The 12,995-nt window shown below is 38.9% G+C and carries 20 protein-coding genes; all 20 read right to left on the bottom strand.

The features are described from left to right. Positions 1-6: 6 nt before the first annotated feature. Entirely contained in the window at positions 7-1,149 is a 1,143-nt protein-coding gene (locus V6W81_RS12065; RefSeq protein WP_338543390.1) for a hypothetical protein, read from the bottom strand. Position 1,150: 1 nt separating this feature from the next. Further along, entirely contained in the window at positions 1,151-1,672 is a 522-nt protein-coding gene (locus V6W81_RS12060) for a GNAT family N-acetyltransferase (protein WP_338543388.1), read from the bottom strand. Between the two features lie 25 nt (positions 1,673-1,697). Further along, positions 1,698-2,180, bottom strand: coding sequence for a hypothetical protein (locus tag V6W81_RS12055; RefSeq protein WP_338543386.1), 483 nt, complete (start codon positions 2,178-2,180; stop codon positions 1,698-1,700). 66 nt (positions 2,181-2,246) lie between these two features. Next, positions 2,247-2,600, bottom strand: coding sequence for a hypothetical protein (locus V6W81_RS12050; protein ID WP_338543384.1), 354 nt, complete (start codon positions 2,598-2,600; stop codon positions 2,247-2,249). Next, the gene (locus tag V6W81_RS12045; RefSeq protein WP_338543383.1) at positions 2,597-3,400 is read right to left on the bottom strand and encodes a GNAT family N-acetyltransferase; all 804 of its coding nucleotides are present in this window, start codon (positions 3,398-3,400) and stop codon (positions 2,597-2,599) included. Before V6W81_RS12045 ends, V6W81_RS12050 begins: the two co-directional genes overlap by 4 nt. Positions 3,401-3,429: 29 nt before the next feature. Then, positions 3,430-4,407 (bottom strand): phosphotransferase, encoded by a 978-nt coding sequence (locus tag V6W81_RS12040; protein ID WP_338543381.1) that lies wholly within the window; start codon positions 4,405-4,407, stop codon positions 3,430-3,432. A 48-nt stretch (positions 4,408-4,455) separates the two neighbouring features. After that, positions 4,456-4,995, bottom strand: coding sequence for a hypothetical protein (locus tag V6W81_RS12035; protein WP_145048248.1), 540 nt, complete (start codon positions 4,993-4,995; stop codon positions 4,456-4,458). A gap of 19 nt (positions 4,996-5,014) precedes the next feature. Further along, entirely contained in the window at positions 5,015-5,755 is a 741-nt protein-coding gene (locus tag V6W81_RS12030) for an ATP-grasp domain-containing protein (protein ID WP_338543380.1), read from the bottom strand. Positions 5,756-5,786: 31 nt separating this feature from the next. After that, the gene (locus V6W81_RS12025) at positions 5,787-6,053 is read right to left on the bottom strand and encodes a hypothetical protein (protein ID WP_338543379.1); all 267 of its coding nucleotides are present in this window, start codon (positions 6,051-6,053) and stop codon (positions 5,787-5,789) included. A gap of 38 nt (positions 6,054-6,091) precedes the next feature. Next, on the bottom strand, positions 6,092-6,664 hold the full coding sequence (locus tag V6W81_RS12020; protein ID WP_338543377.1) for a hypothetical protein: 573 nt from the start codon (positions 6,662-6,664) through the stop codon (positions 6,092-6,094). Between the two features lie 199 nt (positions 6,665-6,863). Then, positions 6,864-7,541 carry a hypothetical protein gene (locus tag V6W81_RS12015; protein ID WP_338543375.1) on the bottom strand — a complete coding sequence of 226 codons (678 nt, stop codon included), beginning with the start codon at positions 7,539-7,541 and terminating at the stop codon, positions 6,864-6,866. Positions 7,542-7,594: 53 nt separating this feature from the next. Then, the gene (locus V6W81_RS12010; RefSeq protein ID WP_338543373.1) at positions 7,595-8,020 is read right to left on the bottom strand and encodes a GNAT family N-acetyltransferase; all 426 of its coding nucleotides are present in this window, start codon (positions 8,018-8,020) and stop codon (positions 7,595-7,597) included. Between the two features lie 60 nt (positions 8,021-8,080). Then, positions 8,081-8,626, bottom strand: coding sequence for a hypothetical protein (locus tag V6W81_RS12005; protein ID WP_338543372.1), 546 nt, complete (start codon positions 8,624-8,626; stop codon positions 8,081-8,083). 39 nt (positions 8,627-8,665) lie between these two features. Then, positions 8,666-9,043, bottom strand: coding sequence for a hypothetical protein (locus tag V6W81_RS12000; RefSeq protein ID WP_186380935.1), 378 nt, complete (start codon positions 9,041-9,043; stop codon positions 8,666-8,668). Positions 9,044-9,070: 27 nt separating this feature from the next. After that, the gene (locus V6W81_RS11995; protein ID WP_145048233.1) at positions 9,071-9,310 is read right to left on the bottom strand and encodes a DUF3977 family protein; all 240 of its coding nucleotides are present in this window, start codon (positions 9,308-9,310) and stop codon (positions 9,071-9,073) included. 187 nt (positions 9,311-9,497) lie between these two features. Further along, complete coding sequence (locus V6W81_RS11990) at positions 9,498-10,151, bottom strand: hypothetical protein (RefSeq protein ID WP_338543369.1); 654 nt, start codon at positions 10,149-10,151, stop codon at positions 9,498-9,500. Between the two features lie 40 nt (positions 10,152-10,191). Further along, complete coding sequence (locus V6W81_RS11985; protein ID WP_338543367.1) at positions 10,192-11,133, bottom strand: GNAT family N-acetyltransferase; 942 nt, start codon at positions 11,131-11,133, stop codon at positions 10,192-10,194. A gap of 68 nt (positions 11,134-11,201) precedes the next feature. Continuing rightward, complete coding sequence (locus V6W81_RS11980; protein ID WP_338543365.1) at positions 11,202-11,762, bottom strand: GNAT family N-acetyltransferase; 561 nt, start codon at positions 11,760-11,762, stop codon at positions 11,202-11,204. Positions 11,763-11,820: 58 nt separating this feature from the next. Continuing rightward, on the bottom strand, positions 11,821-12,006 hold the full coding sequence (locus tag V6W81_RS11975; protein WP_338543364.1) for a hypothetical protein: 186 nt from the start codon (positions 12,004-12,006) through the stop codon (positions 11,821-11,823). Between the two features lie 141 nt (positions 12,007-12,147). Further along, positions 12,148-12,939: an aminoglycoside phosphotransferase family protein gene (locus tag V6W81_RS11970; protein ID WP_338543363.1), complete on the bottom strand. Its 792-nt coding sequence runs from the start codon at positions 12,937-12,939 to the stop codon at positions 12,148-12,150. Positions 12,940-12,995: the final 56 nt, after the last annotated feature.

Below are 12,995 nucleotides of genomic sequence, written 5' to 3'. Positions count from 1 at the left end.
CCACTGTTAGTCATGGAAATGCTTGATTACATTAGCCAGTGCGTTGTAGATCCCATTGAAAGTTTCAACCTCTAGATCGTAATGTCCTGTGAATGCAACATCCGTCTCTTCACCTTCATAAACAATGATTCGATGAGCATATCCATCTAGCCATAAAGTTTGGAAAGTCATCTTGGCTGAAACGGCGAGACTGAGATTTACAAACCATTGGCGAATGGACAGGGATTGTTCAAACAATTGATCCACTTGCCATTTCTTTGGTGTAAAATGTACAACGATGTTCTCTTCATCCTCAGGTACGAGTTCTTGAGTACATTCAATTGCACTTAACTGCACTTGATGATTGGAATCGATGTATTTATAGACGAGTTCTTTGCGGAAACGGGGGATCACCCCTTGAGATATACCATATTCCCTTTCCCCGTGAACATCTTCCAGATATTTGAGTATGGTAGAGTCTACATCTACCTTCAGCCCAAGCTGATTCTGTTCCTGGTCCCAATGCCCATGCTGCTCAATATAGTGATACAACTGGTCAACATGATCTTTACTCATGACGATTGAATACTTCTTTTCAAACTTGTAATTGTTCTCTACATAAGAGCGGAGCATACCCGGGAGATGCATACTAAACTCATCCATAATGCTGAGGTAGTTCTCTTTTTTCATGTAAAAGAAACCTTCACCCTTAAATTCCAACCATGTTTCACTGCCATTCAGATAGAGGATTCTATGTCCCTCAGATTCCATATCTAAGTAAGCAATTCGAGCATCGAGATATTGACTTAAGGCGATAAACCATTTTTGTACTACCTTCGAATCTTCAAATAATAGACTCATATCCGTTGTTGCTGCGGTGAAACTAACGATGAGCTCATTGCAGTTCGTATCCATCTTCTCAATAGAATAATAGATACAACCTATTTGGGCTTGGTGATCTGCATTGAAATAATGCTTAACCTCATCTTGATCATCCTTAGGCTTCCAACCGAACCCACCTTCTACATATTTCAGAACAGAAGAATCTACCTCAACACATATGGATAAGCAATCTGTCCCATTAATAACTCCATGTTCACTGACATACTTCAGCAACTCTGCTTGCTGATTTTCTTGAATAACAAGCACATAACGATAGTCGAGTCCCATTCTAATCGTCGCCTTTCCCTAGTTCTGCAGATGTGTTGAACACCATCCCCTTACCTTCCCAATACTCTGTTCTCACATCCTCCACACGGTAGTCACCGTTCGTATACTCTTGAATGACTCGTTTCCAGAAGAGTTGTGCAGCGTCATTATTTCCATGCTGAAGAACTTCCCAATTCCCCTTATGTGTATCAAAAACCAATCTAGCAACCTGTTGGCCTACTCCATTCCGACGGTACTTTCGCATAATAAAAAATTCAGCAATGGATCTAGCATGATCCTGAATTAGATAGCAAAAATCATTGACCAGTACAAAACCTGCATACTGTCCATCAACTTTTACAAAGTACGCTTGTCGGTTCTCTTCCGTCCAATAATGATCCAGATAGCTATACCCATAGAAGCCTTGAGCGTTCACATCAGCTCCATTAAATTCACTGAAATCGTATTCATATAATTCGATAAGTTGCCTTAGTATGGACTTCTCATCCTCTGAAACTTTGACGATCTGGGCGTAGTCTTTCATTACTTACCTTCTTTCCTACTAAACATTATTTATATTTATCCTGCCATTGTTCTAACCAGGCACTATAAGATATTTCCGTGTGCTGCTCAAGTGTTTGACCATCTATGGTATATACCCATCCGTCGTTCATCTCACTGTGCGCAGGATAGCTATACCCACCAATGATCCCCGTGGCTGAACTTATAATATAAACATTAGTTTGTTGGTTCTCGTTCTTACTATTATTATCTAGCGGATGACCCGACACTATGAACTTACTTGTGCTAATCTTCTCACCAACATACATTAAGGGATCTACATCCTGAACGCTCCAATATTGAACATAAGGCATCTCCACCAGTTGTTTCTTATGTAACGTGTATTCATGGACAATGCCCTCATTATGAACAATCGCATACCCTCGATCAAGTACATATTGTTCAACCATGAGATCGTTTCCAATTGTTTTCGAGGTATCGCAACCCAACAGTAGTAAAAATAGAAGGAGAATACACATCCTTTGGTTCATGGAATCTTCCCCCTTTACCATACGAAATGAGTAATTCAATCCATAAACATGGAGATCTTACTCATTTCAATTATCCAGCTGTTTTAACTTTTGCCAAACTACATTTACGATGAAGTGAGAGATTGCATCCTCACTGACATTCATATTGTCTATAAATTCGTGAAATCCTCTTTCCTCTTCAGCTACATCCTCATAACTTAAAGGAATGTGATTGAGTATTTTGTATTCTCGAATTAAATTAGGTACTGTCATAGGATCGAACAACTCATAATGATTACGAATATACATTCCTAATGTGAAGTGTAACCCAATTGAGTCGGTCCGGTTAATCAACTCATTCTTGTCGATATCTGTTAATCCGGCATTGATGATGTGGCTGACCAATTCGTCTATGGAGTCTATAACTATTTTTTCTTTCATGACTCGTTATGGTACCAATACATGGGACTCTCATCTATTTTGTCAAAACATAGTTTAACAGCTAGATGATTAGATTCCACATTATCTGAATGACAGCACCAGTTAGGTGTCAATTGTTTATGGAGACAATCTTTAATAAACTCAATTCCCATCCATGTTGCAAGACCTCTTCTCTTGAAGCATTCAATTGTAATGATATCAATCTCAGCAAATCCCCCTCCAATGTATGGTGACGTGCACACACTGACTAGGTCTTGTTTATATTTAAGAAAATGTCCTACTCCAAAATCACAGAATTGGGCATTGGAACTCCAGGCTAGCTTGTAATATGGATAGAAGTGCTCCCTGTATTCTTTTGAAATCTGTTCATTCAGAGGAATATAGTCGTAGTCTTTATTAAGTGGCATATCTGTATCTGGATATGTATGAAGAAATTTATCCCGATTAAAACTGAAGTAAGATCGTGAAATTCGAATCGAATGATGTATTGTATATTTACTTATTTCAAATTCCCAAGCATCCGTAAACACACCTAATGCAAAAAATCCGTTGTGATGCACGGAATTGTTCATATAACAAATAACTGCTTGATTGAAAAGGGCATCATCTTCTCTACCAGCCAAACAATAAAAGCCACCTGAATTTGTTATAAAACAAGCTGTCGGATTGTCTAGATGATTCACAAACACCCTGCCCTCTTGGATCAGTTCAATAACCGAGAACGCATACACTGCTTTGTTTCGAATATCTTCTAACCAGGGTAGAACAAGGGTAAATTGTTCTTTACGAAGTTCGTACATGCTTTCCCTACTTTCTTAGTGATGCTCTACTATATCTCATTAAATATCTCTTCTAGAGCAAACCAGTTATCACTCACCCACATTAACTCATGGGCAAATCTCCGTAAGGTTCGATGTTCCTCCGACTTAATACTTAACCAGGATGCTTCCTTCCACCACGTCAACTGGATAGATCGAATGAGTTTGGCTACAGTTAACGGACTGCTCTCACGATACCCCACTACAAATGCCTTTGTTGATTCTACATTGATGTTATTCTCTAATATAGCACCTGATAGAATAGCTCTCGAAATATCAAACTCCGGATAAATATAGTGCATTCGATCAAAATCCAAAATGGCAGAAACCTGATTGGAATGGAACAAAATATTATCTACAAATAGATCCCAATGAACCCAACCCTCTTCACACGATTGAAACGTATTGAGGTTAAATCCATCTATAATTTTCCGCTGTGTCTTTAATGCAGAAATGTACTTATTCGCCCCTACAGTATGGGCATCATTCCAGTTCTTCTCCCAAGTCGCTAACGTGGATGCCTTAGACTCTGGTTGCCAATGCAAAGGAAAATTGGATGGAGCATATAAACGGAGCCATTGATGCAGCCTACCTGTAATTTGACCTAAATCATACATCTGATCTACATTTACCTCTCCTGGGTTTACCATATAGCCATCACAATAATTTGTGACCATGAATCGTTCACAAGATGGAGTTCGTTGAATATAACGCCCTTGATCAGAGAAAATCTTAGGACACGGAATTCCGATTTGATGTAATCTATCTTGTAATCCTAATGCCGTTTCAACTGAATGCAACAATTGATCTGAATATCGTACTGCGTTATATTGCTTCACAAAGCGTATTCCTGCATCCGTATGTAACTTCCATTTGAGATTGGCGTATCCAAAATGATTAGGTTCGGCACGATACGTAGTCCAGCCATAAATCTTTTCAACCTGCGCTATTATCTCGTTTAATATTTCATCCGATGACTTTAGTTCCATGAACACTCTCCTTACTTAGCAAAGCAAAATTTCAAACGATTCAATCAGTTATTTATATGATTTAGCTTCTATAACAAGCGAAATAAGAGATTGTCTCAATTCATGACCTAGTGAAGTACTATTTAGAAGATCTTCAATTAAACTATAGTTTATTTTGCAAGCATTATTTTGAAGATAATGTAACAGTAAATCTGCTTTGGATTGTCGCCCCATTAAATAATAAGCTACATACCACACCTCAGGACTTGCCATTTGAATTCCGTCCCATTCTCCCATACGCTCCAGTGGTAAATGAAGTATTCCTTTCTCGGCATATAAGGCAAATCCACCAATAAAGTCTATATGATGTGTCTCAATACTCATCCTATATTGACTCGCAAAGGGATAATCCCCACTTTCTAACTCTAAACATTCATAACCATGGAGCACTTTCATTAATTCCTGTTTAGGGCAATTTACCGTGATGTCCCAATCATTGATGGATTCAACCAGGTTCAAATAGTACAATAATCCACTGCCACCAAGCGAATACATGATATCGTGCTCTTCCAACCTCTGTATTATCGGAATAAGTTTATCAGGTTGCACTTCCATACCACCTACCAATCTACATATGTCTCAATTCGTCCGTAGTGCCTGTCAGTTCTGACCATCGAGCTGCAAGAAATTTCACATAATTTAACGAGCTGATCCCATATGATCCTAGAGAATGCCCATCGTTTATCTCGACCAGTTTCATATGTCCATACTGATCTATACCAAAATCCATTCCATAAGCAGCAGGCGCATCCACAAAATCTTTAACCGCACGTTGCACCACACTTACATCTAATGTGGAATCCCATGCACCCTTGTACTGTCTAATATCAAGAATTTGTCCGTATCGGATAAAACAACGCCACTCTGTTTTGAAATCCACAATCTCCGAACACCAAATGGTCGTATCTTCGTTTTCTTCAACAAGTCCTATAAAATCTTTGTATTCTCTCACTACTTTTCCAGCAAACTTTTTCGTTGTATCCTTGGGTTTAATAAATACATTCCAATTCTGAGGATTGGCAAAAATGTCTTGGATGGTTGTGCTCCATATTTTTCGACCATAATACTTGGATAAGGACGGTGGATAATCAATTTCTCCTTGCTTTCTCTCGATTCCCAATAACTCAAGACGTTTTCTAACATTACCAATTCCACCTACAACGATATGTTCTGGATTCTTCTCATCAACTTCTTGGATATCTTTGAACTTAACAATCTCCCATCCCAATGAAGCAAAGCCTTCATATGCAATAAATGCATTCACATTGTAGAACATACCATCCTGATTCACCTGTATATATGCTCTCACCCTTGTCACGTCCTTCATGTTGTTCGTTTTCCTATTTCTTATGAAGCCTTTTTCCAACATGTTCTCTCAAACTAGTAACCGACACATTGGTTAAAATACCTATATGTTTTATATTCTGTATGCCTACTTCATAATTCATCAATTGGATTTGTTTTACGGGAATGCTGACTCCATCATCCTCTGAACTAATCAGATTATCTCCAACCTTCAGTATCGAACTCTTGTTCAAAATTCTACCCGCAATCACTCCACCTTTACCTTGGGCTTCAAAAACATCTTCAACTTCGATTGTAAACATCACCTGCTCCAATCTTCTGCTCTGACCTGTTTAATCCATTACTCTCTTGTATAGATCAGCGCTCCACCAGAACCCAGAATGACGAGCTTATTCCCAGAAGGGGAAAAACCACATTTAACCGAGCCATCCAGTCGATTCAAATCTATCATCGTGGCACTCTCTAGATAGTTATAGTTAGGGTGAAATACATTTTCTATAATGACTGATGCTAGTGGCCACCAAGGATAGATCACTTCCACACTCCAACCGTCATGAGTGACGTGATTCCCATCGCCGGAGTCAAATCCAAAAATAGAAATGCATTCGTCATTATATGGGATACGGAATGTTAACTGATCTGGACTCATACTGTCATAGGTGTTGTTGGCATCTCGATCCCTATGGATGGTTAGACCTGTATCAGAATCATTCAAGCTGTAGCCTGAACTACTAATCAACACTAGGTTCTCATCTGAGTTCCAACCGCAAGCTATACAACCTGCCGCTTGGATCACCACTTCATTACGCCAAGGCTCTGGCGGTTTAGTAGGTATCATTTCTTGTGCTCGATATAACAGATTTAATTGAGAATCACTGCGTTTTTCTTGATTGCTATTAGATGGAAGGTTCATAACTAACTCCTTCATTCAATTCTTTTCTTCATTCTAAACTCATCACCGTACCAAACGAAATTTTCATATTCGGTGCATACATCAACCAAGAATCTGGATTGAAAACGGAGGGAAGGCGAGTTCAGCCTCATATTGTCGCTTGGCTTCATCCGCACTTAATCCTCTAGCTATCAGATTACTGATGTTATGCTCGGATCAATTAACTACTCGTTATCGCAATCAATTCTTTATTCATCTTTAGGATGGATTGATAATGCTCCTGAACTTCTTGGGACTTGAAGTATGCTGCGCTTTGAATTAAATAATCTGCTAATGCCTCTTGATCACTGCCCGTTTGGTTCTCATAGCTACGACTTCGGATCGATTCGAGTTGACCCGTAATTTCTTCTATAATCCGTACTCCACGATATAATTCATTACTCAGTCCTTCTAGGTCGATATACCGCCCACCAGTGTCCGATACAATCCATTCTTGCTGCACACCTAAGCACTCAAAAAATAATGAAAAATCGACATACATACTAAATATACTATTCTCCCTGAAACTACTAACATCATTATAATTCGTGTAAGAGCTGATCGGCCCGTACAGTAGTGTTAATTCACGGTGCATCACACTTAAGTGTTGCAAATCCCTGGACACGACATTGCTAGATCCGCCCCGATCACCAATGTATAACCTGTTGTTAGATATTGCGTAAGCTAAATTTTCGTGAAGCGCTCCCACCCTATATTGTGAGTTAAAATAACTCAAGGCAATTTCGACAGCCGTTTCGTAATTCTCATGTTCTTTAGCTCGGTCATACTGAAATACGTTCAATGTGCCTGATAATATGAATAGAAGTACAACGATGATGAAGAACTTACCTTTTCTCATATTTTTCACCTCTATACTAGAACGCTTTAACAACTGCACTTGTCACCTATTTTTTATGAATTCAATTCTTTTTTCATATAATAATGTGTGTAGCCTCCTGCATTTTCAATCTTGCCATACACCTCGTAGCCTTCTTTTTTATAAAAATCCAAGGCTTGAAAGCTTAATGTGTCTACTTTGATGAAATCACATTTTTTCTCCAGAGCTATCTTCTCTACTTCTTGAATCAGTTTCCTCCCATACCCCTGGCCTCTTAGGCTAGGTTCGACAAATAAATAATGAATCTCAAGCCAGTTCCAGCACGTCTCACCCAGGATTCCACCATAGACTTGACCTTCTTCATCTTGAAGAAATAGGTGTATCTCTTGATATCTGCCTTTGATCTCGTCTGGAAAATGATCCATGTTATAATAGAACACATGGTCTCTCACAAAATTTTTCATTTCATCATTGTTCACATTGGTTATATGTAACGTCATTGTTATTCTCCTTTTCTCCCCCAATGTAATAGACTGTTCAATAATCTTCATTCCCACTGGTTACTCCAGCATGATTTCATTTTCTATCGTAAGGTAAATATCCTCAGAATGTAGCTTTCCGTCATTATCATTCCATGTGACCCTAAGAAACGTACTCGCATAATTCTGTCGATCCTTCTTCAGCTCATCATACGCATAATCACTAGTTACATAGCCTATATTCTTAAGATTATCATTATTGAGAATTGTAATAGGACCATCGTGAGAGGTGGCTACATGCGAAAGCATCTTACTATAATTACCTTCAGGATCTTTCTCCTGTATATCTAATTTATAGTAGTTGCTGTCACTGATACTTCTTGGGTCACCTTTAAACGTTAAGCTTGCATGACCTCGTTGGATCTGATTCGGTGTGATAATAATTTTATAGTCCGAAACGTCCCACATATCTCCTGTTCCATTCAATTCATACATTTGTACAGCTTTGTTTGCTATATTACTTGAACTATGGTTGGGTTGCTCATTCACCTTATTTAAGTACAGCCAGCCCCAAACGACATTAGACGCAATAATTACACTGAATAATCCAATGATTGTTCTTTTCATCTTCCACTCCTCGAATGTATTCATTTCTCCTTCCAAGCGCTACTTATCCCCGGATAAATTTTCATTGGTAGCTTTGATGAATTGATCTTCTTGTATTTCTACAGCTATATATTCGGTTGTCTCTACATCCTTGATCTTATATAACTTCGTGCCTACTGGATATTTGTTGGAGAAGCCATCTCTATATGACCCTTCTTTGTCAGAATAATGTTTCACTTGACCTATGTCATGATCGATCTCTTCTCTTAGTAGTGTTTCATTGGTAATGCTATACGTGTGATTGTTCCACACAACAAACGAATACGCCCAGCTAGAAATTGAACCGGTACTATCATCCATTGCTCGGCATCCAGAAATTACGATGATGGCGAGAAAAAGTGCCATACAGATCCGCAGCGATTGTTTAATGGCTCTCATCATCTTTTCCCCTTTCCAATTCGTGATCTATATGCCGTAAAACCCAAGAATGAGCTTGTATTTCTTCTTATCTTTCTTTGCTAACTTCATGCCTTCTCTCGTATCCATGATGAACACTCGTTTACCGAACCATACTCGGAAATATATTGATTTCAGCTGGAAAGGCGAATAGATTCCCTTAATTTCCGTTTCTGTTCCATCTTCATGCTCCAATTCAGTTCGAATAAACCATGTATTGCCTACACCAATTTCAATGTATTTCTTCAACCTGGTTCTCCTTTACTTGCTCAGCTCTGCTGGCTATACCACTTTCTAAGCTGGTTAATTGATCATTTCTTGTACCAATAGGAAGGCATCTGGAGGTGCTTCGTAATCATTTTTCTTAATCAAGATTAACTTTTCTTTTAAATTCATTGGCTATGCTCCTACTGAAATTGTATTATCGACTCGACTGTTATTTAGAATCTGCTAACTTTAGAAATTCAAATATGTTGAGCTTGTATTCATCCCACTTATATCCTTTGTTCTGTATGATGAGTTTGGGAATATCCCAATGCTGAACGATATTACAAACGAAATCTTGATTTTTCGTCCAAAACTTCCCTGCTTCAACAAAGTCATCATCGGAATAGAGCCCGCAACGACCTTGCGTAAACTCAGGTCCACGAACATCGCATATCCATCTCCAATGTTGCTCTACATTATCTTGATATACATAGATAAGTTCAGGGTTAAGAGCGCTAAGTATATTTTGAATCCTCCGGGTCAGATCCATTATTCGATCTTCGCTCATTTGCATGTTATATGCGAAGCCAATTGTATTTTGAAAAGTGCTGCTCTCCACAATTGTAATCTGATTACGATGAATTGGATTATTGACAAAGTCAGTAAACAACTGCTCCACTTTTGCAATAAACCATTCTGCCTCCTCTACAATAGAAAATGAAGTGAATTGTCGGTCGTAAATGCGAAGTGGGTGGTGATCATCTAATTCATGGTAGAATACATTGGAGATATTTAGCTCATTCAATTGCTCTTGTATAGCAAGTCCTGTTGTGGATTTACCCGAACAAGGCATCCCATCAATGAGAATCAATCTACTGTTCATTTCGTTCCTCCTCATGTTCGTAGACAGCATCATTATGTACCTATGATTCAATCGCAGGTATGTACATCGTTTGTACCTCCAACTCGCCTTGAACAAAGCCGAGATTGTAGTACAAAGACTCCGCATCATTACCCTCCATCACATACAATCTCAGTACTGGATAATGATCTTTAATGACCGTCAAGGCTCGTTGCAACATACGTGTAGCAATCCCTCTTCCTCGGTAAGCAGGAATGACGCCTACACTGTAAACAGCCGCTTGATTATCTTGCAAACAAAGCCGACAATTCGCAATAAGCTGACCCGTTTCTTGATCATACACAAGGGTAGACGCCTGATTTAATATCTCATTTGTATAATTAGGATCTTCATGAGGGACAAAATCTTCAAGCAAGAACTTCTTTCTCCTTACTGCCTCTAGGCTCCCTACAAAGCTATTAAAATCACAATTTGCAATTTCGTCTTCTTTACTAAATTTCTTAGCTCCCTGCTGATTGTCAATAATCAGTGGGCTTTCAATACTAAAATTATGATCCCATACGATGTTGAACTGTTCCGTGGGACGCTGCATCCATCGACACCTGAATTCATCTGGCCAAAACCCAGCTCTAGCGTATAAATCAACCTGATCCGAAAGAATTTCATAGGTTTTAATAGGTTTAGTTCGGTCAGACCAACTCATTAATAGTTGTTTAAGAAGACTCAATACTTTAAATGAATCGAGAAATGGAGGGATGTAGAATAAATGATATATAACATTAGGCTCTATTCGTACTCCACCTACTCTTGACTCTCCTCGATAGATCCAGTACGTATTTCGTTGAGAAGAGTTAAAGCCCTCTTCCCTAAAGAAACCGATATAACGAATGTTATAATAAACGGAGCAAAACTTGCCCCACTCTTCAGGATCCGCTAATTGAATAGTGTATTCACTTGATAAAGCGTATTCATGAATATCTCCAGACCATCCTCTATATTGCATAAGTCATTCCTCCCTAGCATCCAAGCAAATTGATGAGTAAACTGAATCATCTTCCACTTCCAGTCTCTTCATTTCACTTTGGCAAATATGCATGTATCTCGAAGAGTACTTCCATCTACACTTGTATCATCATTTCGCAATATACCTTCTAATGTGAAGCCTAACCTCTCTGGGATCGCTCTACTCTTGTTATTCAATGTGTCACAGCGTATAAGTACTCTTCTCGCCTTCAATTCATTGAATGCAAATTCTGTAATGCCTTCTACCGCCTCAGTCATGTAACCTTTCCCACTGTGACGACTATCGATCCAATAACCTATTTCGAATTTGGGAACATCCCAATTTGGATGATGCAACCCAGATGATCCGATAAATTCATTAGTCTCCCTATGAAAAATAAGCAATCTAAGGTCTTCCCTCTTCAAATAGTTTAACCGAGCTTCTCTCAGATTTGCTTCCACCACTTCTTCTCGTTGCTCCTTATGAGCAAAAGGGAGCCATTCTCTCAACTCCTGAATGGACGAAATGATCGATTCATAGACAACCTTTCCATCCCCAGGTAGAGGGCATCTAATCAACAATCGTTCGGTAGTAAATTGGTCTGGGAACTCCATTAAGATTGGATTCATACGATTAGCTCCTTCATTTTAAATAGCAGTTGTATCATTATAGTTGTTTAAAAGACCTTCATGATTTCTTTCCTGTTGACAACACAATTACGCTACCTACCACTAAAGTCACCACAATTAAAGTAATATGAAATATAAACTCTTCCATCGAATGAACTCGCTGAGTCAATCCAGACATCAACAACAACTCTACAGCTAATACAATAATCCAGATCCATGTCATTGTAGATTTTTTATTGTACATTGTTCTCACTCCTTACTTATTTTACCGGAGTTATCTTTCACTTGTGTATTTATTCATCATTCATTATTCTCATAATACAAACAAGATTGTAGAGGAGTTAGTCTGATATGAATTGTCCTGTACGATTGATGAATTGTTAATTTAGCTCCAGTCATCAAAATGCTTTTCAAGAAATCGTATTTCTTCCTCATAATGAGCTAGATGGCCTTCTTCAATGAGTTTAACAAAAGCTGGATCTCCGGATGCTGCGCGAGAAATTAGTGTATTACACATTGTGTGGATGCGCCGTATAACCCACTGTTTAAGGTCTGTTGGTATATCTATACCATAGGTATCAAAAAATAACATAATTCTTCTTTTCCGCATAAGGGCATGCTCTTCTGGGTCATAGGGAACCACAATGCAATCAGCCTCACCTGGCGAGAACCCAGCAAGTGGAACAGAAGTGTAGAGTGTATAAACGATGTCCCATATCCGCGGCCCTTTGCCCGCCATATCAAAATCAATGATTCCCACAGGAAGCTTGTCTTGAAACACCATATTGTAGGGTGTAGCGTCGTTATGGCAGACAACCTCATGTTGGCTTGAATCAGGATAATCATTCTGAGACTTCAGTGATGTTGTAAATCCGACAGTTGCATCATGGTAGCTCCTCAGAAGCTTCGCTTGTTGTATTAGAACTTCGTCTGACCACATATACCTTTCCATCTCAGGATACTGGTTACCGGGAACTACTCCCTCAAGATAAGAAAAGATTTCTCTTCCCAGTACATCTACACCTAGATATCTAGGTACAGTAGGCAACCCAACCTTTTCAAGATGCACCAGTAATGCATTCACGTATGCATTTTGTGAGTTACGGCGAACGGTGTCCCCAATTTTGATCACTTCGTTCACGTTACCACCCGCAAGCACCTCTTCATGATCCGTCAAGACTAACCCTCCTTGCCATTAATAGGGCTCTCATACATTCCAGTTTCATATTGATT

The organism is Paenibacillus tundrae (assembly GCF_036884255.1).
Taxonomy (GTDB): Bacteria; Bacillota; Bacilli; order Paenibacillales; family Paenibacillaceae; genus Paenibacillus.
Note: the sequence above shows the minus strand (reverse complement) of the source record. Positions and strands in the feature narration are given on the sequence as shown.